We start from the raw sequence: 26,601 nt of genomic DNA, 5'->3' as shown, positions 1-26,601 counted from the left end.
ACTTTTGTGCTACAATTTTAAATTGTCTTTTAATAACTGGCATAGAAAGGAAACTCAAAATGATAGCAGTAATAGAATCAGGTTCAAAGCAGTTTATGGTAGAAAAAGGCCACATTATTGAGGCCGAGCTTTTACACTCCGACAAAGATGTGATTGAGTTCCAAGCCCTATTGCTGATAGATGGTGACAATATCCAGGTCGGCAAGCCTGTTATTGAAAACGCCACTGTAGTAGCTAAGGTCGTGGAAGCCGATGTTAAGGCCGATAAAGTTAAGATCCTAAAATATAAGGCCAAGAAGCGTCAAAAAACTCTCACTGGCCACCGTCAGCGACACACTATATTAGAGATTACAGCTATAAACACTAAGTAAACTAGTAAATATAAGTACAAACGCCCCTCTTCAAGGGCGTTTTTTGCTAGGTGTAATCATCAGTCTGATATAAGAGAGGCTAAATTTAGAATGAATTAATGAACTTGGCCTAGCTGGATTCAATATAGCGCTCAGCTTCTAGCGCGGCCCTGCAGCCGTCGCCGGCAGCTGTTATGGCCTGCCTATAGTGAGGGTCTGTTACATCCCCGGCTGCAAATACTCCAGACAAAGCTGTCTTGACATTATCCTTGGTCGCAAGATAGCCTTTGGAGTCGGTTTCGAGAGTGCCCTTGAATAGCTCTGTGGCTGGAGTATGGCCGATTGCGACAAACATACCATCGCACTTTAGGCTAGACTCCTTGGAGGTCACTAGGTCCTTGAGCTTTACACCCTCAACTCTGTCTCGGCCCAATACATCTACTACGGTTTTATTCCACTTGACCGTAATCTTTTCATTACTTAGTACTCTTTCTTGCATTATTTTGCTAGCCCGAAACTCACTACGACGATGCACTATTGTGACCTTACTGGCAAATTTTGCTAGTGTCAGGGCTTCTTCCATTGCGCTATCGCCACCGCCAACCACCACTACATGCTTATCCTGATAAAAGAACGCATCGCAGGTAGCACAAGACGATATGCCATTGCCCATCAAGCGCTGCTCGTTATCTAGCCCGAGCCAGTTAGCACTTGCGCCAGTAGAAATTATTATGGATTTGGCGTGAAATTGAGATTTGCCAACCCAGACCTTTTTAGGCTGGCCACCGAGCTCTACTTTTGTGGCTATCTCCTGGACGATCGTAGCCCCGAAACGGAGTGCCTGGGCTTTCATTTCATCCATCAGCTCAGGGCCCTTGATGCCGTCCTTAAAGCCCGGAAAGTTCTCTACTTCGCTGGTAAGTAGTAGCTGACCTCCGGGGGTGGTACCTGAAATCATAAGTACTTTAAGACTAGCCCTAGCTGCGTATATGGCGGCAGTGTAGCCCGCAGGGCCAGCACCAATAATGATCAAATCATATTTTTTAGTTTTTAATTCTTTAGTCATATTGACCATATTATAGCAAATAAAAACTATTTTGTTGTTAATTATATAATAATTCTTTTTTGCAGTGATACTAAAGTATAATTACTGATACAATACTGTAGATGCAAAAACTTACCAATCAGCAGGGCGTAGCTTTAAGTGCTATTGGGGCTTGGCTAAAAATCGCCAAGGGCGGTGGTAAACAATACCTTACCCTAGGTGGCTATGCTGGTACTGGCAAAACCACTCTGCTAGCTGCTTTGCGTAGAGTCTTGCAAACTAACATCCCGAGCATGAAGGTTGGCTTTGCTGCCTATACTGGCAAGGCAACACTAGTGCTAAAACGCAAATTAGTGGCTGATAATATCTTGCAGCCTGGCGATTCTATATCTACACTGCATGGCCTGATGTATTATTCTGAGTCCAGTAAGGGGGATGCGCCAAAATGGCGAAAGCGCGATTTCTTGAGAGTCGATTTGGTGGTGGTCGATGAGGCTAGTATGGTCAGCGAGGAGATATGGGCTGACCTCCTCAGTTTTGGCAAGCCAGTTCTGGCAGTTGGAGACCATGGCCAGCTGCCGCCAATTGGCAGCAGCTTTAATCTAATGCTAGAGCCGGATCTAACGCTAGATAGAATATGGCGACAAGCTGCTGAAAGCCCTATTATAGCGATTTCAGCACTAGCAAGAAATGGCAATCAAATACCAATAATGAGCTATGGTGAAGGAGTGGCCAAGCTAGATAATGCCGACCCTCTTACTGGCGATCTGATTGAAGAGATACTGCAAAGTCACAATACCGACACACTAATACTCTGTGGCTATAACAGCACGCGTCAAAAACTCAATGCCCATGTGAGGCTACTTAAAGGGATGGAGGGCCCAGACCCACAGCGTAATGATATTATTGTTTGCCTAAAAAATAGCCGCGAATCAGGCCTCAGCAACGGGCAAATAGGCCTTATCGAACAAATCACTCCAGCCGCTCATGATGATGAAGAATTATGGTGGGACATTACGGCCGATTTTGATGGGATTAAATTTGAGGGCTTTGCACCGAGGGAACAATTTGGTGCCCCCACTACACTTAAGTCTGTGCCTAAAAGGCCTCAGAAGGACTCTGTCGGTCTGTTTGATTTCGGCTATGGCCTGACTGTTCATAAGGCTCAAGGCTCGCAGGCCAAGCGGGTGTTGGTTTTTGAGGAACGCTTTCCAAAAATGAGCCAAGACGAATGGCAACGCTGGCTGTATACCGCGGTCACCAGGGCCGAACAAGAGCTATATATTATTGGTAATTAGCGGATTTGCTAAAGCAAAATGCTGGTCTGCACCACCAGCAGTAAAATACTAGATACTAGACCCAAAATAGGCACTATCATACTGACAGAAAAGATTGGCTTTTTAGTGTTTTTGTCTCTGATTTTGATAATTATAAGCGATGTATCGACCAGCGAAAATATAATTAGTATAAGGTAGCTAGTAACCAGCGCTAGAGTCTTTACCTCGGCGAAGGTCGATAAAACTATAGATACAGCAACAACCACCGCGATTGTTACGGTTGGAGTCTTGCGTGTCTCATGTACAATTGCCAGTCTTTTGTGAAGCCAACCAGCCTCAGCCATACCAAAAAGCAATCGCGAACCACTGATGATATGTGCCAGCACCCCTCCGGCTGTAGCCGCAAGAGCAATAATAGCGATCGCCCAGCCCGGCGTACTCGATAATGTAGTAAAGATCAAACCAACGGGAGCAGCCGATTTGTTAAGCTCGGCAAGTGGAACGGCATCTATGGCTACTATTGAAACCAGAGTGTAGAGAACTGTAGCTATTGTTACAGCTCCGATAATAGCGAATGGAACCGTGAGCCTGGGTTTTTTTGTTTCTTCAGACAAATGCACAATGTCCTCTACGCCAATATAAGCATAAAAGGCCAAAAATACTGCCGACAAAACGCCGGTGATACCTACGCTACTGATATCAAAAAAGTTGGCTGGAGTCTGAGCGCTAGCGACTATACTTCCCCTTCCTAGCCAGATAATAACACCCAGACCAAGAACCTCGATAACCGTTAGTACAGCTGCTAACTTAGCTGACTCTTCTATGCCCCAAGCCGAAAGCAATCCAAAAGTGATAATTATAAGAGCTGCACCAAGCGGGATAAATATACCAGTGTACTGGTAAAGATAACCTCCAAAAGCTCTAGCCAGTGCGGCAGCCGAGACAACCGTTGCGATTGCCATTAGTGCGCCGACGGCTATCGAAACTGGCTTTCGGCGAAATGCGTTATGCACATAAGCCGAGACACCTTCGCTATATGGTTTTCTGCTAGATAATTCTGCAAAAGATAATGCACTAAAACCAGCCACGATAGATGCCAATAAAAAAGCCAATGGAGTAGCTGTTCCAGCTTCGCCTGCAACTTTTCCTACTAAAGCATATATGCCAGCTCCGACTATGTTGCCTAGGCCATAAATAGTTACTAAGAATATACCGAGTGTACGCTTAAGCTTGTACCGGCGGGCCATTTTTAGGGTCTAAGGGTGCCGGCAAATACTTGCCATACAAGAGCTGTTTTGGCTACCAAGCTAAGAATAATATACACTCTCTCGCCATACAGGTAGTTGCTCCAGGGCCCCCATTTTTTGTACTGCAAGAACATGTTTATGGCGAAGCAATTGAAGAAAATAAAGATGGTTATAAATATCCAGTAAACAAAGGCCGGTATTTGGGCGCCGCCAGTGGCACTAGAGGCACTAGCCCAGAAGTAAATAGCAATCACTGCCCAGGGAACTATGCCGGCAATACAGCCCACAATATAGCTAATCCAATTAGTTTTTGCTGTTGTCTGGTTGTGTATTTCCATTATTAAGCCACACAAGTTCATTACCATAACCAGCGCAAATAGCATTATTAAGCTTGATAGGTCATATATACCAGTAAGCAGAGATATAGCCACAATCATTATGCTGGCAGAAAAACTATATTCTATCCAGCGAGCCCGGTTCATGCCAGCCTTAAGGTCTTTTTTGTAGCCCCTAAACCATATTGTAGAAATCAGCAGGTGCGACAACATACATATTAGAACAAAGGCTATGACTGGCCAAACCAAGGGCAAGTCAAACAGCGTTTTACTAGATGATACTAAGGTCTCGGTAGCTAAATCGAAAGTTAAATAGTTGGTAGTTATTGGAAATTTTACTTTTTGGCTGGCAATGAGTAACAATATTCCAGCTTGCAGGGCAAAAAAGAAAAACATGAAAATGTTAAATTTCCTTAAGCCCTCAATAGTTATCTTTTTTTTCTTAGACATGGTCTCCTTAATATATTTATTTAATTACTGCAAAGTACTTATGCCTATACTATATACCATACTTCAGGTCGAGGCAATTTTCACATACTGCGAATTATCGCAAAGGTAGTAGGACTGAATGTTGAATACCTCGAGCTTAGGGAGTTTGAACTTCTTGGCTATATTAATTATATCTGCAAATGAAGTTTCTTGGGTATCGACTAATGTGAAAACCAAAACAGTCGGCACACTATACTTCCTGAGATGAGTAAAGAGCTTATTGGCAAAAAATGTCTCAATCTTATTTAGTCTTTCACTACGACTAATATTGCCAGGCAGCGATATCTGACATAGCTCTGGACTATAGACACACTGAACAGATGCCTGGTCGTCAGATATTATTACGCTATCAAAGCCGATTCTATTGGAGCCCTTTGTGTAAATCATATCAGGGTTTTCGGAATACGACTCGAAAGCCCAGCCCGAATACTTAGGACAGATGCTAATAAACTGCTCTATTAAGTCTCGCTCGCGTTGCTTTTTTACGGGGTCTAGAACTTGTTCCATGACTACTAGTATACAGCTATTTTGTAATACCCGAACAGGTATCACTACTCCACAGCCCTAAGCCTGAACTTTTAGCTGACATTTCAGCTTGCTTAAATGCGCTCTGGTACTTATAGCTTTGGGATCTATAGGTATACTCATGAGCAAAACCTTGCTCAAGCAATTCAAGGTTATATAGCTCTGTGCCATTTACCCAGACATATGCCAGTAGCCTATTATACTTATCTCTTTCCCCTACAACTGGGTCAAACTCAATCCTAACTACTTTGCCCGATAGCCGATCCTTTGACTTTTGGGAAGCCTGCTCTCCGAAGCATTGAACTGGCTTTCTTGGGTCCAAAGTTTCGGGCGTATCAATGCCTATAAATCTTACTTTCTCATTTTTCCCAAATCTTACTATCTCCAATGTGTCGCCATCTATGACATTTTTTACCTCATATTCGTCCTGGGCTGCGACAGTGCCCTTATTTGGCCTGCCAAACGCCAAGCTCCAGCCTAACACCAGCAATCCAGCCCCAAATATGATAAGTTTTTTATTGTGCTTCACACTAACTCCGTATCCTTTAGCTCTCGGCCTCTGCGCCTAGAATAAACACTTTGTACGATACCTACTGAAAATAAACTCGCCATCATGCTAGTACCGCCCGCAGATATAAAAGGTAGAGGTATCCCAGTGACAGGCATTATACCGAGGTTCATACCGATATTTACAAAAACATGAATAATAAACATCGCCGCGATGCCAATGCAAAGCAAGCTACCGAACCTATCCTGGCTAAGGCTAGCGTCCATCACTATCCTGGCAATTACTGCAGCGAATAGTAGAATACAAACAAGCGCGCCGACGAAGCCCAACTTCTCTGCCAAAACTGCAAAAATAAAGTCGGTATGTGAACTTGGCAAGAAATTACCTTGAGTCTGGCCGCCGCTTGCTAAGCCCTGCCCTGATACGCCACCTGAGCCTACAGCTATAATCGCTTGATTGACATTATAGCCGGTGCCGCTTGGATCGGAGGCTGGCTGAAGAAATGTATTTACCCTTTGTCTTTGGTAGGTCTTGAGGTTCGGATATATAACTGGGAAAAGGACAATAATGCCCACAATCATCGCTAAGATATATTTCTTTTTTACTCTTGTTGCTAGTGTCATAGCAAGCCAGATAAACCCAAGTACGATCGCAGTACCTAAGTCCGGCTGGACGAGAACGAGGAATACAGCTGGTAAAGTATATACTAAAGACTTAACTAAGTTCCTAAGTTGGTCTGTAAAGTCGTAATTTTGTGAATAAAATTTAGCAAGGACCACTATGAGAATTAATTTTGAAAGTTCTGAGGGCTGAAACTGGAAGGGGCCAATCGCGATCCAGCGCGTCGCACCTAGGCGAGTTGCGCCAAAAAACTCCACAGCCAGCAAGGTAGCTATCATAAAAATATACAAAACTCCACTATAGCTTTTAAGAATCTTATAATCATTCCTGGATGCTACGACCATTAATAGCAGACCAACCAGAGCGTAAACAATTTGTCTTGTCGTATCTAACTGGTTTGATACTTGCTTGGCCCGTACTCCCAGTGAATACAACACTATAAGGCCCAATATAACTAGTAGCGTACTGGCAGCTAGCAGCAAATTATCGTAACTACCTAGCTTCCAAATCGGCCTTTTTTTCATTTAGCTTCTAGTTCAATTATCAATTCCTGGCCATCTACTATGGCTGTTTTGGTATAGCCGTAAGCCTTCGGGGTGGCATAAAACTCCACAGAAAGGGTCTCTTTTGAAATGATATTAGTGAACTCATTTATAGCCATATTGAGTCCTCCAGATGGGCTAAAAAGACTTAATTTAATACGATTTTCTATCTGTAAGCCTGCATCTTTGCGGGCCTGCTGTATGTTGCGAATAATATCCCTAGCAATGCCTTCATTTTTGAGGGTTTGAGTAATATTTGTGTCCAAGACCACCGAAAGTTCCTCAGCGCTTTTTACAACAATCTTTTTAGTGTTCAGCTCTTCGGCGATTATTTGCTCAAGGTCTTTACTTATGCTGTTTGGTGAGTTTATTACTGCGCTAGCAAGTGGCTGGCGAACCTTTATGCCAGCCTTGGCTCTTTCGGCCAATCCGTCGTTTACAGCTTGCCGCACACTCACCATACTGGCAAGTACTGACTGATCAGCCTGATCAAAGCTAGGCCATTTACTCAAATGCACCGACTCTTCGGCGTCTTGCATACCATCTGTCAGGTACTTATAGTAATAGTCGCTAATAAACGGCGACCAGGGTGCTAACATTTGGCAAATGCTTACCAGTGCCCAATGTAGAGTGCGATAAGCGTCTTTCTTATCGCTATCATCTTCACTTTTCCAGAAGCGCCTTCTGCTGCGGCGAATGTACCAATTAGAAAGCTCCTGAGTTAGCTCATATACCTGCCAGGTGGCCTTAGATATCTCAAAGCTGTCGGCAGATTTTGTAGCAATACTAGATGCCTGCTTGACCATCTCAACTAGCCAGATGTCTAGAGGGTTGGTGAGTTTTTGCGGTGTGCCCAGTGAGCTTGGTTTCCAGCCGTCAATTTCTGCGTACATTCCCAAAAAAGACACGCTATTGTTGATTGTCATAAATAAATTACGCTGAACATCCTTAAGCCCAGCCCTATCAAAGCGCATGTAGTCTCCAGACATGGCTGGATCGCTAGAGAGCAGATAAAAGCGTAGGCTGTCGGCTCCCTCGTCATCTAGTACATCTTCAATAGGTGGATAGTTCTTGAGGCTCTTTGATAACTTTCTGCCGTCTGCTGCCATAATCATGCCATTTACCAAAACATTTTTGTAGGCTGGCTTATCTGACACGATCGTAGAAATTACATGCAAGACATAAAACCACAGGCGGGTTTGGTCTAGGCCTTCACCTATGTAGTCGGCCCCAAATGACTGTCCAAATTGATCAGCATTCTCAAAAGGATAGTGGCCTTTGGCGTACGGCATTGAGCCAGATTCAAACCAGCAATCTATCACTTCTTCTATGCGCTTATAAGTTTTGCCTTCTTTTTCGATAATTACATCGTCTATGAAGGGTCGGTGCAAATCAGTGAGTTTTGGATCACCCACGGCCAGAGATTTGAGCTGCTCAATACTCTCTATAACTAGATAGTCAGATTCGTCTTGGGTATTTACCCAGATTGGCATTGGTGCACCCCAGTATCGGTTACGGCTCACTGCCCAATCCCGAGCTCCTTCTAGCCATTTACCGAATCGGCCGTCTTTAATATGATCTGGGTGCCAGGTAATATCTTTGGCTGACTCGGCTAGCTGGTCTTTTATTTTTGAAACCGACACAAACCAAGTGTCAATTGCGTAGTATAGTAGCGGCGTGTCACAACGATAGCAAAAAGGATAAGTATGCTTAAATGTTTCAGCGCCGTAAACTAGCCCAAGTTCTGTGAGGTGGGCTATTATAATCTTATCTGCCCCCTTGAAAAACTTACCATCTACTTCTGCTAGCCCAGTGCCCGGTTTTATTTTACCTTCGGCACTAACGGTTTGCAGAACGGGTATTTGCTTTTCAACAGACAAGCTAAGATCATCTTCACCAAAAGCTGGAGCCACATGCAAAATACCGGTACCGTCTTCTATGCTAACAAAGTCTGCAGACCAAATCTTGTAGAGATTTTCTGAGGGCGCTAAATCTTCAAGCTCAAAAACAGGCAAATATGATTTTCCTACCAGCTCTTTGCCCAAAAACTGATCTATCACTTGATAGCTTTCACTGTTGAGGGCTTCTACTCTGTTTTTGGCGACAATCACTTGTTCAGTATTGCCAGAGTCATCACTAAGCTGAAGCTTTACATATTCAGCATCTTGGTTAACTGCAAGGGCGGCATTACCAGGAAGGCTCCATGGGGTTGTTGTCCATGCAATCAAACTGACATCTTCACCCTTGAGCTTAAACTTAACATACAGGCTGGGGTCTTCTACATCATCTTTATAGCCCTCATTTACCTCAAAATTACTAAGTGGCGTGGCGCATCTTGGGCAGTAAGGCATACACTTGTAGCCCTTGTAGAGTAGGCCTTTTTTGTGAATTTGCGACATCACCCACCATACTGATTCGGTATAGCTAGTGTCTATTGTGGCATAGGCGTTTTTGGTGTCTGACCAGCGACCCATGCGCTCAAAAAACTGTTCCCAGTCTTTTTTGTAAGTGAAAACGGAGTCGCGGCAGGCTTGATTGAATTTTTCAATTCCCAGCTCTGTAATTTGCTGTTTACCCGATACTCCAAATTGCTTCTCGATAGCAAACTCAACTGGTAGCCCATGACAATCCCAGCCATTTTGGCGCTCCACATAACGACCACGCATGGTTTGATAGCGACCTATTGAATCTTTGATACTAGTGACCAAGCTATGCCCAAAATGAGGAAGGCCGTTTGCAAAAGGTGGCCCATCGTAAAAGCTAAATCTTTCTCCGCCTTTTGTTTTTTCAAGTGATTTTTCAAAAATATCATTTTTGTTCCAGAAATCTAGAATGCTGTGCTCGATATTTTTTTGATTATAGCTGGCTAGTTTTTTCATTTTGAGCTCCTTATTTATAACAAAACCCCATAGACTATGCAGGAATCTCGAATGACTCGAGACGGTACCATCCTGCTTCCATAGGGTGTGGCTCTTAATTTCACTTTAACAACGCAGGTGACTGCGACAGACTCTACTAGGCTTCAAAACAGTTTTGAGCGGTTCTTTCTGTAGCTATGTGGCTGATAACCACTTTATTGCCGGTGGAATTGGCAAGACGCTTTTTATTGCTATTTCAACGATTAAATTATACTTCAATAGCTGCTGATATTCAATATCTGTCTTGGTTGCCAGGTAGAATAGGATAGAGACGATTGCTTGATTCAATAATAACTTGGCTACAGATAACCAATAGCTTGGCTAAGCTGATCTCGGCTGGGTAAATCAGCCTGCCAAAAACCTTGTACCCCGCCATCTTCACGCACTATTACGAGAGAGGGATAATCCATTATCCCATAGCTGCTAGCCATGTCTCCGCCTAACTTAGTCTGGGTATCGATGGTCTCGAGTGATATTTTACTAGATTTAAAAACTGCGTCTAGCTGCCGCAGCTTATAGTCGTTGGTGCTAGATATTTTTCCATTAGTGAATAATATTACTTTCATTATTGTATATTTTAGCACAACAACTAACTATGTAGCTTTCGGATTTTCTCCAACTCCTTTTCGAAGCTATCAAGAGTAGTAAAACTTCTATACACACTGGCAAAGCGCACATAAGCCACATCGTCTGTTGATAATAGCTCCTCCATGACAACTTGCCCTATCTTTCTGGAGGGTATCTCGACCTTACCGAGGCCACGGCAGCGTCGCTCAATCTCAGATATTACAAGCTCAATTTTATCAGATTTGACTGGGCGCTTTTCAAGCGCCTTATAAATGCCCCTGGATAACTTATGGCGATCAAATAACTCTCTATCTCCATTTTTCTTTACAATCATTAAGTTAGGGACCTCCAGCCTTTCATAGGTCGTAAAGCGATGCAGGCAGTCTGTACATTCTCTCCTTCGACGAATAGCACCAGATTCCTCAACATCGCGCGACTCTAGCACCCGGCTAGCTTGCTTCATGCAGACGGGACACTTCATTATATTGCTAGAGCTTCTTCTTTACGAAGCTTGGTATGTCGTCGTCATCTGGCGACTTTGGCTCATCTATCTCCACCCCATCTCTTTTGTATGATGGTAGATCCATATCATCACCGTCCATATCGTCTTGGTCAAAGCTGGATGGTATTGTTTCTATAATTGGTTCTTGTGGAAAATCCTTAGGAGACGATTCCTTTTCAAATTCATGACCTTCGAAATCAAAGCCTATTAGATCTTCTTCAAGTTTTTGCTCGTTAGTGGTTTCTGTAGCGTCTTTGGGTTCAATAGTAGGCTTTACCATAGGCTCAGGTTCGTCATGAAATACGGGGCGAGAACCGTGAGATCTTAAAAAAGGCGTCGATAATGATGCCCCGATACCTTGCTCCTCGTCGGAATTTGCCTCTGGGGTCCCAAAAATATCGCTACTAGTGTCACTACCTAAATCCATATTATCTGATGAATGAGACTTAACCATGTATGGACTATGAGAGTTACGATCTGCATCAAACCCTGTCGCAACTAGAGTGACCCTTATTTCGCCTGTCATATTTTCATCAAGAACTGTGCCCCAAATAATGTTAGCTTCTGGGTCGACAGAATCGTGAATTAGTTTTGCTGCTTCTTCGATTTCATGCATGCCCATATCGCGGCCACCGGTAAAGTTGATCAGTACGCCCTTAGCCCCTTGTATAGAAACCTCAAGCAGCGGAGAGTCCATTGCGAACTTAACAGCGTCTATGGCACGGGTATCACCAGAGCCCTGTCCGATGCCCATCAAGGCTGACCCAGCATTGCTCATAATAGATTTAACATCTGCGAAATCAAGATTCACGAGGCCGTTTACGGTGATAAGGTCTGCTATGCCCTGGACGCCTTGTTTTAAGACATCATCGACAGTTCCAAAAGCATCAAGCAGAGTTGTTTTACGATCAACTAGTTGAAGGATGCGATCGTTAGGGATAATTATAAGTGTATCGACTTTGTCGCGGAGCTCCTCGATTCCTGCCTCAGCTATCTTTCGCCTACGATCCCCTTCAAAACTAAATGGCTTGGTTACAATCGCTACAGTAAGGGCCCCTATTTCCTTGGCTATCCTGGCCACTACGGGGGCTGCACCCGAACCAGTACCTCCTCCATAGCCAGCTGTAATAAACACCATCTCCGAGTGCTTTAGAGAATTATATATAGCCTCTTCACTCTCTTCTGCAGCCTGACGACCAACCTCAGGATTAGCACCTGCGCCCAAGCCTCTTGTGGCTTCTTTACCAATATGGACTTTGGTGTTGGCCTGAGAATAATGTAGTGCTTGGGCGTCTGTGTTAATACCGACAAAGTCGATGCCTCTTAATTTGGATTGAACCATTCTATTCAAGGCGTTACCTCCGCCGCCACCCACACCAACAACTTTGATGCGTGCAAATGTTTCAATTTCGGGTAAGATTTCTGCCATGATATTAATCCTCACTATTTGATAATTGCTTGGGAAGGCTTCTCGAGCCCTCCAGATACATTCTGCCTTACCACATATCAATTGCGTACCACCACAAAAGATACATTTAGTATACCTAAAGTATCAGGCTTATGCAACATATTTGTTCGACTTTTTTATGAATACTACACCTGTAAAAAATGTGTTCATTACATTTAATAATTTATTCGTCTAAAAATATAGCGCCGGGATTACACCAGCAATAAGAGTCTGATGAAGCATACCAGCTATTTTAATAAATGAGTTACAGGATTAGGGTGTGAGACTTTTAAATATTGATTTTAGCTTAGAACCTATGTTGCCAATTATTCCTTCAAGGGGGTTGGTACTTGGGATTATAGGGCTATCCATGTCTTGTAGCATCAGCCCTATAGCTGCGGCGTAGCCTGGATCAGTGATTTTGTCAGTAACGCCAGTGTACTTATGCGACACGCCGATAGCTGTGGGGAGTTTTAGTTGCTCTGATATAAAATCTACCATGCCATCCATATTGGCTCCTCCACCAGAAATAACTACCCCTGCAGCTAATTGTTTTTTTGCATCTACCTTGTCGATCTGATTAGCAATTATATTAAACATTTCATTGCACCTAGCATATACTATTCTATCTAGATCATAACTGTTGACTATACCTTTGCCGCCAAATTCACTGAGATCTATTTTATGCTGGTGCTTTTGGTTAGGCCGGTGGGCCTTGGCGTATTTTAATTTAACCTTTTCGGCTATCTCCATACTTGTCCTGAGCCCATAGACAATATCTCTGGTAATATTACTAGAGCCAAATGGAAATATTGCAGTGTAAAAAAGCTGCCCTTCCTTGTACACGGCGACCCCAGTAGTTTCAGCCCCAATATGTATTAACACTACTCCGAGTTCCATTTGCTTTTTTGTGATCACCGTCTTGGCTGCAGCCAAGGGAACTATTAACTGACTATTGATTTGAATACCCGACCGAAACACTGCATTATGAAGATTTTTCAGAGCTGGGGTAGAGCCAGTAATGATGTGCATGTCGGCCTCCAGCCTAATCCCGTTCATTCCTACGGGATCTGCAACCCCTTTTTGGCCGTCAACACTGTAGCTTCTAGGTAGCACTTGAAGTACTTGTCTGTTCGCATCTAAGGGAACCGATGTCGCAGACTGCTCTGCCCGAGCCAATTCTTCCTTGGTAATTTCCCTATCAGCTCTAGACACAGCAATAACTGCTCGAGAGTTAAGGCTGCGTATATGATGTCCGTCAATTGATACCGTGGCTCGCTCGATGGCTATCCCACTCATTCTCTCTGCTCCCTCTAGGGCGGCAGTTATGGAGCTCACTGTCTCCTCAACATCAACCACTAACCCACGGCGTAATCCAGAAGTTGGCGACTCCCCAAGGCCAATAATGCTAGGGGTAGGAGAATCCTGCTGGTAAAGACCAACTACACAGATGACTCTGCTAGAACCAATATCTAAGCCTACGAAGGTTTGTTCATTTTTTGCTGTCATAATCTATTACTATTATACTCGGCCATTGGCCTCAGTTGCAAATAGCTAGCTAGCTAGCACCTCACAACCTTCGTCTGTAATCAAGAGAGTGTTCTCAAATTGAGCACTAAGGGAGCCGTCTCTAGTCATGTAAGTCCAGCCATCATCTGCTAAATACAGATCATTAGTGCTGGTCGATGCGATTGGCTCTATAGCCACTGTCATGCCGGTCTTTAAGACCTCGCCCGACCCTTCAGTCCCATAATTAGGAATTACAGGGTCTTCATGTAATTCGTGCCCAACGCCATGCCCTGTAAGGCTATATATTGGGCGAACACCATGCTTTGCTAGAGTTTTCTCGATAATGGAACTGACATCGCCTACCTTAACACCATTTCGCAATATTGATATTGCTTCTTGGAGGGCCTCATAGCAGCCAGCAATCAGGATCTTAGAATACTTGTTGGGCTTACCAATAGAGATAGTACGAGCTGCATCTGTGATCATACCTCGATAGCTAACCCCATAGTCTATCCCAACTAAGTCGCCCATTTTTAGCTCTCGGAGGTTGGGTATGGCATGGACTATTTCATTGTTTACAGAAACACAAACGGTTGCGGGAAAACCCTGGTAGCCTAAAAATGCCGGCAACCCACCGAGTCTTTTGGTTTCTTTACGGGCGATTGCATCTAGGTCCTTGGGTGTCACACCTGGTCTAGCCGATTCTACAAGCTTGTCTAGAACCATAGTCAGTATCTTTCCGCTCTGTCTCATATTATCAACCTCTTCGGCAGATTTTATCTTAGTTACTACCAACCTAACCTCGAAGATACTATTTTCGAGACTTCATCTGGGCTTCCGCCGCCATCCACAATAATTAGCTTGCCAACCGACTTGTAGTAATCTAGTACTTGATCAGTGAATTCATGATACACAGCTACCCTGTGCTTGATAGTCTTTTCATCGTCATCGCCCCTGCCTCGTTTACGCAGCCTAATAAGCGCCTCATTATCACTAATGGATATTAGAATTACTTTATCTATCTGCAAAACTCGATCAGAGACAAGTTGATCTAGCCACTTAGCCTGGCTGATGCTGCGAGGGAAGCCATTCGATACCAGGTAACCACCGTCTACTACATTGCTGATACGGTTCAATATTAAAGAGTTCACGATATCATCATCAGCTAGATCGCCGTCTTTTAAAGCCTGGGCAACTAAAGGATCTTTCTGTCCTACTAATCGGGTCATTTCTCCAACCCTAATAACTTCAACGGGGCGCCTTTCAGATAACAAGGCTATCTGGGTATCCTTGCCAGACCCGGGTAAGCCTATTACCACAAGTAGCTTCTTCATTTCTTGATCGAGATTATTAATTCCCAGATATAGGGGGCGAAAACCGCCGCAGCAACCACCAAAGAACCGATCGCTGTAACTAGCACAGCAGCGGCCATCATGTCTTTAGTCTGTTGAACCAAGTGATTATTCTCTTGGCTAATAAGATCCAATGACTTCTCCATTGCAGTGTTAATTATCTCGGCAAAAAACACCAGTACTATGGACAAGAAAACAAATAAGAACTCTAGTTTGCCTATTCTCAGCACAATCGAAAGAATAATCGCTAAAACTGCAAAAAAGAGGTGGATCTTGGCATTACGCTCAGAGCTAATAACTTCCTTAAGCCCTCTGGCTGCATATTTAAAGCTAGCTAATGAGACCATTTGAAATCTCTATATTTATAGTTCATAGTACTCATAATATCACTCTGGAGCTGGTCTAGGCTAGTGATTTCGGCATTTGTCTGGTGGTCTTCTCCTAGAATATGTAGAGCGCCATGCACAACCAACAGGCTTAATTCGGCTTCGAGTGAAGTATCATACTCTTTTGCTTGGGCCTTGGCTAGCTGTGTACAGACAGCTATATCTCCTATTGCCCCACCTTTGACGGAATCAGAGTAGTCGAAGCTAAGAACATCTGTGGGGTAATTATTCCCTGCATAACTATTGTTCATCTTTTGGATAACCTCCTGGCTAACGAATGACAAGCCGATAAAATATTCGCCTGGCCCGCCCATAGAGGCAGAGATAGCTCTCTCGATAGACTCTATTTGAGCTTGCTTAAGAGGGCTTTTACCCTCCAGGCTAAATGATATCTTCATATATTAATAGTTAGCTTAGGTTTTGCTTGGCTATTTCAGCTATTATGCTACCATCGGCCTGGCCCTCGGCCTTTTGTCGGACCAGAGCAATAACCTTACCCATGTCGGCTAACGACTGAGCATTTAATTCCGTAATTGCAGCTGTAACTAGTTTTTCTACTTCTGCCCTGGGGAGCTGCTCTGGTAAATAATTATCTATTATATCCAGCTCGGCTTTCTCCTCTAATACTAGGTCAGTTCGATTAGCCAGTTGATATTGGTTAATCGATTCTTGATGCTTTTTAGCTTCCTTTTGTAGGACCGCTAAAGCTTCAGGCATAGTCAAGTCGTGCCCAAGTTCAATTTGATAATTCTTCATTGCACTTTTTAACAACCGAAGAGTAGTGGTCTTAACTTGATCGCGCAGTTTCATAGCCTCAGCCAAATCAGATTCCAGCTGGTCTATTAGATCCATACTATCTAGCCTTAATCAGTTCGCGAAGCTTTTGTTCCTTGCGAAACCTTTTGCGTATAGCTACTGATCTTGCTTCGGTCTTAGATATTGGTTTAAGGAAGTGCTTTTTTTGACGCGCAGTAGTCAAGATGCCAGACTGTATAACCTTCTTGTTAAACCTCCTGATCAAATTTTCTACCGATTCATCGTCTTTTCTAGTTACCTGTAGCAAATTATGCTCCTTCTTTGATTATTGTATATAAAATCTGTATTATTTTAACTGAAAAGGCTGAATAATTCAACCCTTAAGAGCTTTTAAGAGGCTAGATACTATGCTGTCTTGACCTTCAGTGTGTTGATTACCTGAGTGCATATCTTTTATTATGGCCTCCTTCTGCTGGGCCTCTCTAGCGCCCACGATCACCGCATAAATAGCCTCTTTGCTTGCGGCGATTGCTAGCTGGTCGCTGATAGACTTTTTTGTGAAGTTTGCATCTACCCTTATGCCAGCGTCTAGTAGCTTTTCGCGAATTATTTCAGCATAGCCGGAGGCTTCCTTGCCTATTGCCACAACAAAAACCTCAAGCTTTTCTTCCTTAGGGATGTATTTTATAGCATCTAGCTCCATCTTGATTCTTTCCATACCTATACCAAATCCCAAGGCCGGGGTAGCTACCCCACCCATCTCGGATACCAGCCCATCGTATCTTCCGCCACCGCCCAAACTATCCCGAGCTTCATCGCGCGCGGAAATATATTCAAACACAGTGTCGTTGTAATAATCCAAGCCTCTGACTAATCTAGTATTGAGTTCATAACCTACCCCGCAGCCCTCCAGCATTTCTAGAATATTATGAAATCGCGAGGACGAATCCTTGTCGAGGTAATCTAGTATGTGTGGTGCGTCCTCGACTATACGCTTAACCTTTTCGTCTTTAGTGTCCAGTATTCGCAGAGGGTTGTGCTCTAGCTGGGACAAATTTATTTCTGGTAGATCAGATTTATAGGGCTCGAAGTATTTTCTAAGAACCTCCAGATACCTATTCCTGTCCTCTGCAGAACCAATGCTGTTTATGGCTACTGTATGCTTTATCCCAAGATTTCCGAGAACTCTAGAGCCCAGGCAGATTGCATGTACATCGCAAGACGGGTAAGGATCACCAAATATCTCAAGCCCCATTTGGTGATGCTGCCTATACCTGCCAGATTGAGGTCTTTCGTACCTAAAATGAGGCTCAATGTAATATAGGTTAACTGGCTTAGGTAAGCTAGCCATACCATTTTCAATATAGGCCCTAACCACTCCTGCAGTGCTCTCAGGCTTAAGAGTTAAACTATTATTGGACTTGTCCTGGAGAGTATACATTTCTTTGGACACTACTTCAGTTTGTTCGCCTACGGCACGATTGAAGAGTTCGGTTGATTCAAGAATAGGAGGCTTATATGGCTCAGGGACTTTTGATCCAAAGGCAGCAAGTCCTGCATGCCGCGAGGTTTTTGTAATTTAGGTTTTGACATAATATATATATTGTATCTATTTACAGCTAATAGAGCAATTTAGCGGACCCCTTAACAACTTAAACGAACTAATTAATTCTATTAAGCTCCCTGCCTTACGAAAAATCATACAAATATTGCCTGTTATCAATAATAGCTTAATTGCCTACTAATCCTCATTACAACTCCTTTACCAAGATAATATTAAGTACATTTATAGATTAAATGAACAATCTTACTGTTCAATAATTCGCATGTCTAATATCTCTAGCTGATGGCTGCGTCTATTTTGCCAAATATTTTCCGATAGCTCAAAAACGATCTCAATTGTTTGGCCCGACTCCAACCATGAGAAATTTCTGGCCATACTAAACCCAATTGCAGTGTGTACATTACCTTCATCATCACGCAATAAAAGCCGTAAATGGGATGCGTCGCTTCCTACTAGCCTAACTTGATCAACTACATATTTAGCGTGACAGTACGGCTTCTTATTAGCACTACCGAATGGGGCTAGCTCGACTATTGAATCATAAAGGCCCAACGAAGCTTGGGAACCCACAAGATTTAGGCCGATATTCAATGTTTTGAAATTATTCTCTGCATCCATATTTGATACTGCATAGCGGCCGATGCGATATCGAAGTTCTTCTATTCGTTCGGTGCTGAGTTTTAGGCCTGCAGCAAAACTGTGGCCGCCGAAACTTAATAAAATTTCCTCACATGATCTTATGGCGTCTACAATACTAAAGCTGTTATAGCTACGGGCCGAGCCCTTGGATATATCTGCCATTTCCTGCAATATAATAGTAGGCTTGTGCCATTTCTCGGCTATTTTACTAGCCACAATACCGACCACCCCATGAGACCAGTCTGGGCTTGATAGTACTAATATGGGGTCTCTTTTGTACTTCTTAGCCTGTTCGTTGGCCTCAAAATAGATATTTTTGGTAGTTTCCTGTCTTTTTCGGTTAAGTTCGGATAATTCATTGGCATACTTAGTAGCCTTCACGGGGTCATCGGTGGTTAGTAATACTAGAGCCTTCTTCGCATGCGCCAATCTGCCTGCAGCATTCAAGCGTGGGCCCATCTTGAAGCCCAGGTCCGCCTCGTGAGCACGGCTTAATTCCATACCACTGGATTCGGCTAGAGCATGTAGACCAACTCGCTTTGAGAGCCTCAGTACCTTCAAGCCATACTTAGCCAGTACCCTATTGTCTCCGATAAGAGGAACTACATCGCAGATTGTACCCAGTGCAACTAGATCTAATAGCCACTTTTCATTCCCACTAGGTAGTAGGCTGGGGTGTTTTATCTGTAGTCCACGCACCAAATAGAATGCCACGCCAACACCAGCCAAATCCTTGAGTGGACTATCCTTTAATAGCTTAGGGTTAACGCAGGCTATTGCGTCTTTCGGAGCCCCATTGTCTGGCTCATGATGGTCGGTGATAATAATATCTAGACCGATCTTCTTGGCGAGGCTTACCTGCTGGTGCGCAGTTGTACCACAATCGACGGTTACAACTAAGTCCATCCCTTTAGCTTTCAGTTTTTCGAGGGCACCACTATTTAGCCCGTACCCCTCCTCAAATCTGTCGGGGATATATAGTTCCGGCTTAGAGCCCATTTGGGTTAAGGCATCCCCTAGCATGGCGCAGGAACTTAAGCCATCGATATCATAATCGCCGTATATAGCGATTTTTTGATTATTAGCGATGGCCTTCGCCAGCCTGGAGACAGCCTTGCTCATATCAGGCAAGGAAAAGGGGTCTTCTAGGTCTTTAGCATAATCTGGATGTGAAAATTTCTTTATTTGATGGGAGTTAAGCCCCCGTTTAGATAGGAGCTCCATAGCGACAGATTGAGATGAAGTAGGGCTAATTGCCTGAGATTGATTCCATATTATTTTAGACATAGTTATAGTCTATAACTAATTTTAGCTAATTGCTAAGCATAATTATCTCTGCAAGAAGAAGTCTGAGCTGGTTCTAGACTTAAACCCAACAGGGATAGGCTCCATATAGCCACCCCTCTTTGAGGCCAAGTAACTACTCGTTGAATCTAATTTAGATCGCTTATTAGCGATAAAGTTAAAATTGCGAACAGTGCTTAAAAATTTTTGTATTTGTTTCATGATATCTCCTTTTATTTTTATATTAACTTATCATTAGGCCCTCTTATTGGAGGTTTTTAAGACCATCCCCTGGAGTTCCTTAAACAATATAAAATTTTGATTAACACCATAAACCTTGGTGTTTGATTCTTTAAAAGACTTAACATAGCCAATCTTTTCTAATTTGACCAGTTCCCTACTGACATTGCCAGGATCCTCCCTGGTAATCTTTGCTAGGCCCCTAATATGTACCCGATAATCAGGATACTTACTAAACAAAGTAATTATCTTGCGGCGAGTTTTGGATGTAATAAAATACTGTAGCATTTGATTTTAGTTATTGTTTTATATTATAACTAACAAAAGTAAAAATAACAACAGCTATTATGCTTATGATTTATGTGCTAAAATTGGTTTAAAGGTAATAAAACAAATATATGAACAGATACTGCACTGAATGCAACTCAATTACAACGCCCAGCCTAGTGGGTTATCTCTGTCCCGAATGCGGTAATGTCCAGAGGTTCTATTCGGCTACTGATTCTGCCATGCTTGGTAGCTCTCTGGCTAGAGTGGAGGCTGCCGATACTAGCTCCGCAGACATGAATGTAATGCCTAGTCAGCTGGCCAAGCTATCCAGCGAAACCAAGCAAACTTATAGTAACAACAAAGTTAAATCAATGCTGAAGAGATTAGTGGTACCGGAGCTAGCACCACCGCATCAAACCCTGATAGACAGTGGATCTGTTGTCAGCCCATCACTTAATAACAACCATATTGGCGTCACAGATCAGACAACTACTATCAATAATGGTATTGAAAATACTAGAGAGGGCTCCGATAGATCAGATTTATCCCAGAGGGATAATCTTGAAGCTACCGTTGCCACCCAGAAAGACCCAAGCGTGTGGACATGGATAATAGTAGGGATATTGATATTTGTAGCTATGGTAATAATCCTACTAACTATTATCCAGAACTAATCACTTTCGAGTCTTAGGCGCTGGCTTGGGAGTTGATCTTTTGATCTTCCAATTATTATATACAACCAGTAACGGAGATGCGTTGAATATCGAAGAGTAAGTGCCCGATATGATACCGATCAAAAGAGCCAATATAAAGTATCTTATTGACTCTCCGCCAAACATGAAAAAGGCCAATAGAACAATAATAACTGTAATAGAAGTGTTAAGAGATCTAGCCAGTGTCTCATTAATAGATATATTTACCACCTCGTCGAAGGGCTTATTAAGCCGTCGAAGGTTTTCTCTGATTCTGTCATATACTACGATGGTATCGTGTACAGAGAAGCCAATGACTGTCAAAATGGCTGTGACAAATAGGGCATCTACCTGAACGCCGAAAAAATGGCCAAGTATGGCGAATGCCCCGAGTACAAATAAGGCGTCATGCATCAAAGCGGCAATAGCAGTAGCCCCAAAGCTCCAGGGGCTGACTGGGGGCGGCGTATTGCGAAAAGCAAACGCGATATAGAGTAGTATCGCTAACGAGGCAAGGGCTACTCCGAATAATGCATTTCTGGTGATGTCCTTACTCACAGATGGCCCAACCGAACTAAAGGATGTTTCGGTGATACCGCTTTGGGCGAGAATGGTTTTGACATTTTGATGGACTAGCTCCGACTCACCCGCCTCCTTATCGCTATATCTTACAAGCAACCTATCACTACCACTTGTGGTAACTGTGATATCCTTAACGCCAGCCTTGCCAACTAACTCGCGAAGTAGCGGCTGGTCAGATGTTCCGGCTACTTCCATTTCTTGCCCGCCCGTAAAATCGATGCCTGGCTTTAGGCCCCACAATACTAATGCTATTAGCCCCGGCAGTACTAATAAAAACGATATCACAAACCAAAGCCTTCTTCTTCCTATTATGTTCATTCTTTATTACCCTCCTTAATTCTATAAGAGCTTGGTTTGGAGCCGATTTTTGTCCTTACGACAGCCTCCATAAATGTTTTTGAAATAGTTATGGCTGTAAACATACTCACAATTACTCCGATAGCAAGCGTGACGGCAAAACCCTTGATGATTGGGATTCCAGATATGTACAAAATCGTGCAAGTGATTAGGGTTGATACATTGGAATCTCTTATGCTGCTCCAGGCCCGTTTGAAGCCCACATCCATTCCCGCCGCTACACTACTACCGCCTCTTATCTCTTCTTTCATCCTCTCAAATATTAGTATATTAGCGTCTACAGCCATTCCAATGCTCAATATAAACCCAGCTATGCCGGCTAAAGTTAGCACTATCGGAGCTTGGCTCAGACTGGACAACTTAAATATGTCGAAGGTAATTAGCGTGTAAATTAATAGGGCTCCACTGGCCACTAAACCAGCCAGACGATAATATGAAATCATGAATATTAGGACAGCTACCAGCCCAATGGCACCTGCAAAAAGACTTCTTTGGATAGATTCCGCACCTAGTGAAGCGCCTACTGCGCGTTGCTCTACTAACTCGATCGGGACTGGTAGGGCGCCGGCATTCAAGAGCAGGGCCTTGCTCTGGGCATCCTTCAAATCCTCAAAGCCTTGCATTTGGCCTTTCCCATCGGTGATCGGGCTAGACACGGTGCCATTAAATAGTGGTTGGTCGTCAAGTACTATAAGTAGTCTTCCGCCTTCCTGATTTATCTTCTTAGTAACATCTGCGAATCTCTGGATAGCCTCGTTTTTAATTTGGAATGAAACAATAGGCTGACCTGTTTGGGTGTCTATATCGGCGTTGGCGCTATCCAGGTCGTTGCCGCTAATATCTGTGACTTGTGGGATATTATCTGGGCCTACTGACAAAAACGACAACTGGGCAGTCTTGCCAATAATACCAATAGCCTGATTTATATCCTTTACGCCTGGAAGCTGGACAGATACCCGATCCGATCCAGAGGTCTGGACCACAACTTCGGAGGTTCCGCTAGGGTTGACGCGCTTATTGATAACATTTATGACTCCTTCAATCGCCTTGGCCTTATCTTGGCTTGAGATCTTGGATAGATCGGCCTGATATGTCAGGCTCGCACCACCCTGGAGGTCTAGGCCGAGCCGTATTTTTGGCGAGGTGCCCTTTATTCCTAGCGCAGAAAGTAATTTGTCCTCGCGGGGCAATGCGATTAGTACTAACACTACCAACAGCGCAAGGATTAGATATAACTTTGTTCTTAGCTTCATGTAGTTATTATAAACCATATTGCCCCTCCTAGGGTAATAATTTTTATCTGATGTACAATAAAGGCATGTATGTAGAAGTAAATGTAGTTGGTTACGGGGGTAATGACAACCGCAGATTTAGCTACCTCGCAGATAGCTCATCAGGATTAGTGGTTGGAAACATTGTGATGGTTAAGTTTGGCCGTAAAAGTTCGCTTGGCATCATTCGGGCTCTGAATACTCCTGCCCCTAAGCCGCCTATTAAGGTGCAGCCGATAGCCGATGTACTACCGATCGATCCGCTACCCGAACATTTGCTGAAGTTGGGCGACTGGATAATAGATTACTATGTAGCTCCATCGTCTACAGTCTGGCAAATGCTGATACCTCGTAACTCAACTACTAGGCCTCGCAAGGCCTTCAAAAAGATTGAATATAATACTGAGCCGATTGTACAGCTTTCTAGCCCACAGAAAAGTACCTTTAACGATATCACCCAGTCCACTCAGGCTTCTTTACTGGAAGGGGCTATGGGCTCTGGCAAGACAGAGATATACTTCCACTTAATCAGCCGGCAACTAGCCAGCGGCAGGTCATCTATAATGCTCATGCCTGAAATATTTTTGACTAAGCAAATGATTGAGCGGGCACGAAAGCATTTTGGCTCAAAGCTAATCATCACTCACTCCAGCATGACTCCGGCCGAGAGACGGTCTTTCTGGGTAGATTGTAGTGCGAGGTCTAAAGAGTCTGGCTTGGTGGTGTTGGGCCCAAGATCAGCCCTATTTAGCCCAGTGCACCGCCTAGGACTCATCGTAATAGATGAGTGCCACGAGCAGAGCTACAAACAAGATTCCTCGCCGCGCTACCATGCCGAGATGGTGGCTGGCAAACTCGCTAGCCTGACGGGTGCCAAGCTCGTACTCGGTAGCGCCACGCCTTCAATTTCAACGCGCTTTTTGGCCGATGCTGGCAAACTTCAACGGCTGAGTCTAAAGCAACGAGCCATTGCTTCGTCGCACCCAGATATTAAAATAATCAAAAAAGACAAAAAATCTGAGATATTCACAAGCCAGCTAACTACCGCTATAAAAGAGACCTTGTCCAACCGCAAGCTCGTGATGCTTTACCTCAACCGCCGCGGAACGGCGCCGATATTTGTTTGTAACGACTGCGGCCAGGGCTTTGAGTGCCCACACTGCGGGGTCAATTTGCACTTCCACGCCGACAGCATGCGTTTGGTTTGTCATGTCTGTGGGTTTAAACAAGCTCCCCCCGCAAAATGTCCGAGCTGTAAGGGCAGCAACTTGCGCGGGGTTGGTATTGGTACAAAGGCAGTCGCCGAAAAAGCAGCAGAACTATTTGCTGGAGCCAAAATTGTACGGATCGACCGAGACAGCGCCGAACCAAAAGAATTTACAAAAATTTTAGATAGTATCAACAATAATGAGGTCGATATCATAATTGGTACACAGATTATTGGCCGAGGTCTGGACCTCGAGAATCTACATTTGGTTGGTATGATAGACGCCGACTACGATTTAGCCAATATCGACTACAACAGCCTGGAACGAGCTTTTCAGCTTTTGAGCCAGACGGCCGGACGAGCCGGACGACGCAAAGATCGCGGCGAGGTAATTATCCAGACCAAAAACCCCGACAACAAATTTTTTGAGCTAATCATCAGTAACGACTATGAAAGCTTCTACCAATCCGAGCTGGCTCTACGCAAAAAATACTCTTACCCACCCTACTCGTATCTGTTAAAATTAGAGTGTGGTTTTGTAAGTCCCGAGCTCGGCCGGCAAAAAGCCCAAGCCCTAATTGCGAAGCTTCGAGGCAAGCAATCGATAGCTATTCTGGGGCCAGTCAGATCGCACCCCTCAATTCGCGGCAAGAAGCACCTCTGGAGCTTGATAATAAAAAGCCGCAACCGTAAAATACTTGTTGATATCGCCTCACAGCTAGAGCCATACTGGGCTATCAACCTCGACCCATTCGGAATATCATGATAAAAAAAATCGTCACCATACCCAATAAAATACTTCGCACCAAATCAAAAAGAATTGGCTATGTCGACGACTCTATTCGTAAGCTGGCTAGCGATATGATCGCCACCACCATAGATTGGGACCACGACAGCGAATTTGGTGCGGCCTTGGCGGCCATCCAGGTGGGCGAACCCCTCAAGCTAACAGTTGTCCGTAACGACTTTGATGACCCTAAAAATAAAGAGTTTACGACTTTAGTGAACCCCGAAATAGTAAAAGTTAGTGCCGAAATGATAAGTGATATCGAAGGCTGCCTGAGTGTGCCGGGTATTTACGGACGGGTCAAGCGGCCTCTGAAGGTCAAAATAAAAGCCCAAGACGCTAACGGAGCGCCAATTCGACTTAGCGTCGAGGGTTTTGCCGCCAGAGTTTTGCAACACGAAATAGACCATATGAACGGCGTCATATTTCTAGACCACATCAAAGACTCCTCGCAGTTATTTAGTATCGACAAAAACGGGTCCTTAATGCCAGTGGCTCAAGCCAAAAAAGATGATATCAAAAAAAGCAATTAGCCCAAGACCGTCGATTGTCTTTTTTGGCACTGGCCAGACTAGCTTGGAAGCACTCCGGGCAGTCGATTCTTACTATCCTATTGAATTGGTCGTTACCAAGCCCCCAGCCCTTAATTCATCTGGCAGGCTATTCAAGAATGCAGTTCAGCAATGGGCTGAGGAAAACGCTATTGTGGTCATTAACCCCGCCAGCAAATCAGATCTTATAGACAAGCTAAAAGCCTCAGATTTCAAAAGCAAAATAGGACTAGTGCTAGATTTCGGTATGGTTATCCCTTCTGAGGCAATTGATATGTTCCCAAAGGGCATACTAAATAGCCACTTCAGCCTTCTACCGAGGCACAGAGGCTCTAACCCTATTAGGGCAAGCATACTAAGCGGCGATAAGCGCACGGGTGTTACTATAATCAAAATCACCCCAGGATTAGACGATGGGCCGATTCTGAGTTGGGGCCAAATAGAGATTGGCACTAGTAACGCAATAGAGCTGCGCCTAGAGCTATCTAAGCTAAATGATGCTCTCTTGCCGGAAACAATTAAACTATTCCTAGAAGGTGGGCTAGAGCTACTAGAGCAGGATGTCGACTCCATAACTCTAACCCATAAAACTACCAAGCAAGATGGGCAAATAGACTATACTAAACCTGCCGAGCAGATAGAGCGCGAGATTCGTGCTTACCAAGGTTGGCCTAAGAGTTTCTTTAGCTACGACAATAAAATATTTTCTGTAATTGAAGCCAAGCAATCTAATAAAGTTGTTTCAGCTGGCAAGCTAGAACTAATAGACAAGCACCTTTAC

General features: G+C 43.9%; 28 protein-coding genes and 1 pseudogene. 6 read left to right on the top strand and 23 right to left on the bottom strand.

The genetic code is table 11. The features are described 5' to 3' along the window. Positions 1-59: 59 nt before the first annotated feature. Positions 60-371: a 50S ribosomal protein L21 gene (gene rplU / locus NT111_02320; protein ID MCX6804825.1), complete on the top strand. Its 312-nt coding sequence runs from the start codon at positions 60-62 to the stop codon at positions 369-371. Positions 372-480: 109 nt separating this feature from the next. On the opposite strand, the gene trxB is transcribed toward rplU, so the two are convergent. Then, positions 481-1,416 (bottom strand): thioredoxin-disulfide reductase, encoded by a 936-nt coding sequence (trxB, locus tag NT111_02315; protein MCX6804824.1) that lies wholly within the window; start codon positions 1,414-1,416, stop codon positions 481-483. Positions 1,417-1,517: 101 nt separating this feature from the next. Between trxB and NT111_02310 the strand changes: the two genes are divergently transcribed. Further along, positions 1,518-2,693, top strand: a complete 1,176-nt coding sequence (locus NT111_02310) for an ATP-dependent RecD-like DNA helicase (GenBank protein ID MCX6804823.1) — start codon at positions 1,518-1,520, stop codon at positions 2,691-2,693. A gap of 8 nt (positions 2,694-2,701) precedes the next feature. On the opposite strand, the gene NT111_02305 is transcribed toward NT111_02310, so the two are convergent. The 20 genes and pseudogenes from NT111_02305 to NT111_02210 form a co-directional block, all read right to left on the bottom strand. Then, the gene (locus tag NT111_02305) at positions 2,702-3,919 is read right to left on the bottom strand and encodes an APC family permease (GenBank protein MCX6804822.1); all 1,218 of its coding nucleotides are present in this window, start codon (positions 3,917-3,919) and stop codon (positions 2,702-2,704) included. Between the two features lie 2 nt (positions 3,920-3,921). Beyond that, positions 3,922-4,704 carry a heliorhodopsin HeR gene (gene heR, locus NT111_02300; GenBank protein ID MCX6804821.1) on the bottom strand — a complete coding sequence of 261 codons (783 nt, stop codon included), beginning with the start codon at positions 4,702-4,704 and terminating at the stop codon, positions 3,922-3,924. Positions 4,705-4,767: 63 nt separating this feature from the next. Continuing rightward, positions 4,768-5,250 (bottom strand): hypothetical protein, encoded by a 483-nt coding sequence (locus tag NT111_02295; GenBank protein MCX6804820.1) that lies wholly within the window; start codon positions 5,248-5,250, stop codon positions 4,768-4,770. A 16-nt stretch (positions 5,251-5,266) separates the two neighbouring features. Then, positions 5,267-5,797, bottom strand: a complete 531-nt coding sequence (locus NT111_02290; GenBank protein MCX6804819.1) for a thermonuclease family protein — start codon at positions 5,795-5,797, stop codon at positions 5,267-5,269. Continuing rightward, on the bottom strand, positions 5,794-6,921 hold the full coding sequence (gene rodA / locus NT111_02285; GenBank protein MCX6804818.1) for a rod shape-determining protein RodA: 1,128 nt from the start codon (positions 6,919-6,921) through the stop codon (positions 5,794-5,796). The genes NT111_02290 and rodA overlap by 4 nt, the downstream gene beginning before the upstream one ends. Next, entirely contained in the window at positions 6,918-9,818 is a 2,901-nt protein-coding gene (gene ileS / locus NT111_02280) for an isoleucine--tRNA ligase (GenBank protein MCX6804817.1), read from the bottom strand. The genes rodA and ileS overlap by 4 nt, the downstream gene beginning before the upstream one ends. 338 nt (positions 9,819-10,156) lie before the next feature. Then, positions 10,157-10,423 (bottom strand): hypothetical protein, encoded by a 267-nt coding sequence (locus NT111_02275; protein ID MCX6804816.1) that lies wholly within the window; start codon positions 10,421-10,423, stop codon positions 10,157-10,159. A gap of 23 nt (positions 10,424-10,446) precedes the next feature. Next, entirely contained in the window at positions 10,447-10,905 is a 459-nt protein-coding gene (gene nrdR / locus NT111_02270; protein MCX6804815.1) for a transcriptional regulator NrdR, read from the bottom strand. A gap of 481 nt (positions 10,906-11,386) precedes the next feature. After that, positions 11,387-12,355: pseudogene (ftsZ, locus tag NT111_02265) on the bottom strand (cell division protein FtsZ). Between the two features lie 291 nt (positions 12,356-12,646). Beyond that, entirely contained in the window at positions 12,647-13,882 is a 1,236-nt protein-coding gene (gene ftsA, locus NT111_02260) for a cell division protein FtsA (protein ID MCX6804814.1), read from the bottom strand. 45 nt (positions 13,883-13,927) lie between these two features. Then, entirely contained in the window at positions 13,928-14,677 is a 750-nt protein-coding gene (gene map, locus NT111_02255; GenBank protein MCX6804813.1) for a type I methionyl aminopeptidase, read from the bottom strand. Then, positions 14,671-15,216, bottom strand: a complete 546-nt coding sequence (locus tag NT111_02250; GenBank protein ID MCX6804812.1) for a nucleoside monophosphate kinase — start codon at positions 15,214-15,216, stop codon at positions 14,671-14,673. Before NT111_02250 ends, map begins: the two co-directional genes overlap by 7 nt. Continuing rightward, the gene (locus tag NT111_02245; protein MCX6804811.1) at positions 15,213-15,581 is read right to left on the bottom strand and encodes a diacylglycerol kinase family protein; all 369 of its coding nucleotides are present in this window, start codon (positions 15,579-15,581) and stop codon (positions 15,213-15,215) included. The genes NT111_02250 and NT111_02245 overlap by 4 nt, the downstream gene beginning before the upstream one ends. Then, on the bottom strand, positions 15,569-16,018 hold the full coding sequence (gene ybeY, locus NT111_02240) for an rRNA maturation RNase YbeY (GenBank protein ID MCX6804810.1): 450 nt from the start codon (positions 16,016-16,018) through the stop codon (positions 15,569-15,571). Before ybeY ends, NT111_02245 begins: the two co-directional genes overlap by 13 nt. Before the next feature lie 10 nt (positions 16,019-16,028). Further along, positions 16,029-16,472 (bottom strand): GatB/YqeY domain-containing protein, encoded by a 444-nt coding sequence (locus tag NT111_02235; GenBank protein MCX6804809.1) that lies wholly within the window; start codon positions 16,470-16,472, stop codon positions 16,029-16,031. Between the two features lies 1 nt (position 16,473). Then, positions 16,474-16,683, bottom strand: coding sequence for a 30S ribosomal protein S21 (rpsU, locus tag NT111_02230; protein ID MCX6804808.1), 210 nt, complete (start codon positions 16,681-16,683; stop codon positions 16,474-16,476). Positions 16,684-16,749: 66 nt separating this feature from the next. After that, positions 16,750-17,955 (bottom strand): histidine--tRNA ligase, encoded by a 1,206-nt coding sequence (hisS, locus tag NT111_02225; GenBank protein ID MCX6804807.1) that lies wholly within the window; start codon positions 17,953-17,955, stop codon positions 16,750-16,752. A 228-nt stretch (positions 17,956-18,183) separates the two neighbouring features. Next, entirely contained in the window at positions 18,184-19,866 is a 1,683-nt protein-coding gene (recJ, locus tag NT111_02220; protein ID MCX6804806.1) for a single-stranded-DNA-specific exonuclease RecJ, read from the bottom strand. Between the two features lie 42 nt (positions 19,867-19,908). Beyond that, positions 19,909-20,085, bottom strand: coding sequence for a hypothetical protein (locus NT111_02215; GenBank protein ID MCX6804805.1), 177 nt, complete (start codon positions 20,083-20,085; stop codon positions 19,909-19,911). Positions 20,086-20,118: 33 nt separating this feature from the next. Next, a complete protein-coding gene (locus NT111_02210) occupies positions 20,119-20,391 on the bottom strand; it encodes a winged helix-turn-helix domain-containing protein (GenBank protein ID MCX6804804.1) in 273 nt (90 codons plus the stop codon). Between the two features lie 110 nt (positions 20,392-20,501). Between NT111_02210 and NT111_02205 the strand changes: the two genes are divergently transcribed. Further along, complete coding sequence (locus NT111_02205) at positions 20,502-21,047, top strand: hypothetical protein (GenBank protein MCX6804803.1); 546 nt, start codon at positions 20,502-20,504, stop codon at positions 21,045-21,047. On the opposite strand, the gene secF is transcribed toward NT111_02205, so the two are convergent. Both secF and secD read right to left on the bottom strand, forming a co-directional pair. After that, positions 21,048-21,965 (bottom strand): protein translocase subunit SecF, encoded by a 918-nt coding sequence (secF, locus tag NT111_02200; protein MCX6804802.1) that lies wholly within the window; start codon positions 21,963-21,965, stop codon positions 21,048-21,050. Continuing rightward, positions 21,962-23,257 (bottom strand): protein translocase subunit SecD, encoded by a 1,296-nt coding sequence (gene secD, locus NT111_02195; protein MCX6804801.1) that lies wholly within the window; start codon positions 23,255-23,257, stop codon positions 21,962-21,964. The genes secF and secD overlap by 4 nt, the downstream gene beginning before the upstream one ends. 65 nt (positions 23,258-23,322) lie before the next feature. On the opposite strand from secD, the gene priA reads away from it, so the two are divergent. The 3 genes from priA to NT111_02180 all read left to right on the top strand — a co-directional run. Continuing rightward, on the top strand, positions 23,323-25,248 hold the full coding sequence (priA, locus tag NT111_02190) for a primosomal protein N' (GenBank protein ID MCX6804800.1): 1,926 nt from the start codon (positions 23,323-23,325) through the stop codon (positions 25,246-25,248). Next, positions 25,245-25,802 (top strand): peptide deformylase, encoded by a 558-nt coding sequence (gene def, locus NT111_02185; protein ID MCX6804799.1) that lies wholly within the window; start codon positions 25,245-25,247, stop codon positions 25,800-25,802. The genes priA and def overlap by 4 nt, the downstream gene beginning before the upstream one ends. Further along, positions 25,780-26,601: formyltransferase family protein (locus NT111_02180; GenBank protein ID MCX6804798.1), on the top strand; the 822-nt coding region annotated here is incomplete at its 3' end. The genes def and NT111_02180, both read left to right, overlap by 23 nt.

The organism is Patescibacteria group bacterium, assembly GCA_026397045.1.
Taxonomy (GTDB): Bacteria; Patescibacteriota; Saccharimonadia; order CAILAD01; family BJGX01; genus JAPLVO01.
This window is presented reverse-complemented; position numbering and strand designations above follow the sequence as displayed.

Bases quoted from the DNA above. Each gene is read 5' to 3' on its own strand.
- rplU (MCX6804825.1), top strand. From the start codon at position 60: ATGATAGCAGTAATAGAATCAGGTTCAAAGCAGTTTATGGTAGAAAAA.
- trxB (MCX6804824.1), bottom strand. From the start codon at position 1,416: ATGACTAAAGAATTAAAAACTAAAAAATATGATTTGATCATTATTGGT.
- NT111_02310 (MCX6804823.1), top strand. From the start codon at position 1,518: ATGCAAAAACTTACCAATCAGCAGGGCGTAGCTTTAAGTGCTATTGGG.
- NT111_02305 (MCX6804822.1), bottom strand. From the start codon at position 3,919: ATGGCCCGCCGGTACAAGCTTAAGCGTACACTCGGTATATTCTTAGTA.
- heR (MCX6804821.1), bottom strand. From the start codon at position 4,704: ATGTCTAAGAAAAAAAAGATAACTATTGAGGGCTTAAGGAAATTTAAC.
- NT111_02295 (MCX6804820.1), bottom strand. From the start codon at position 5,250: ATGGAACAAGTTCTAGACCCCGTAAAAAAGCAACGCGAGCGAGACTTA.
- rodA (MCX6804818.1), bottom strand. From the start codon at position 6,921: ATGAAAAAAAGGCCGATTTGGAAGCTAGGTAGTTACGATAATTTGCTG.
- ileS (MCX6804817.1), bottom strand. From the start codon at position 9,818: ATGAAAAAACTAGCCAGCTATAATCAAAAAAATATCGAGCACAGCATT.
- NT111_02275 (MCX6804816.1), bottom strand. From the start codon at position 10,423: ATGAAAGTAATATTATTCACTAATGGAAAAATATCTAGCACCAACGAC.
- nrdR (MCX6804815.1), bottom strand. From the start codon at position 10,905: ATGAAGTGTCCCGTCTGCATGAAGCAAGCTAGCCGGGTGCTAGAGTCG.
- ftsA (MCX6804814.1), bottom strand. From the start codon at position 13,882: ATGACAGCAAAAAATGAACAAACCTTCGTAGGCTTAGATATTGGTTCT.
- NT111_02250 (MCX6804812.1), bottom strand. From the start codon at position 15,216: ATGAAGAAGCTACTTGTGGTAATAGGCTTACCCGGGTCTGGCAAGGAT.
- NT111_02245 (MCX6804811.1), bottom strand. From the start codon at position 15,581: ATGGTCTCATTAGCTAGCTTTAAATATGCAGCCAGAGGGCTTAAGGAA.
- ybeY (MCX6804810.1), bottom strand. From the start codon at position 16,018: ATGAAGATATCATTTAGCCTGGAGGGTAAAAGCCCTCTTAAGCAAGCT.
- NT111_02235 (MCX6804809.1), bottom strand. From the start codon at position 16,472: ATGGATCTAATAGACCAGCTGGAATCTGATTTGGCTGAGGCTATGAAA.
- recJ (MCX6804806.1), bottom strand. From the start codon at position 19,866: ATGTCTAAAATAATATGGAATCAATCTCAGGCAATTAGCCCTACTTCA.
- NT111_02215 (MCX6804805.1), bottom strand. From the start codon at position 20,085: ATGAAACAAATACAAAAATTTTTAAGCACTGTTCGCAATTTTAACTTT.
- NT111_02210 (MCX6804804.1), bottom strand. From the start codon at position 20,391: ATGCTACAGTATTTTATTACATCCAAAACTCGCCGCAAGATAATTACT.
- NT111_02205 (MCX6804803.1), top strand. From the start codon at position 20,502: ATGAACAGATACTGCACTGAATGCAACTCAATTACAACGCCCAGCCTA.
- secF (MCX6804802.1), bottom strand. From the start codon at position 21,965: ATGAACATAATAGGAAGAAGAAGGCTTTGGTTTGTGATATCGTTTTTA.
- secD (MCX6804801.1), bottom strand. From the start codon at position 23,257: ATGAAGCTAAGAACAAAGTTATATCTAATCCTTGCGCTGTTGGTAGTG.
- priA (MCX6804800.1), top strand. From the start codon at position 23,323: ATGTATGTAGAAGTAAATGTAGTTGGTTACGGGGGTAATGACAACCGC.
- def (MCX6804799.1), top strand. From the start codon at position 25,245: ATGATAAAAAAAATCGTCACCATACCCAATAAAATACTTCGCACCAAA.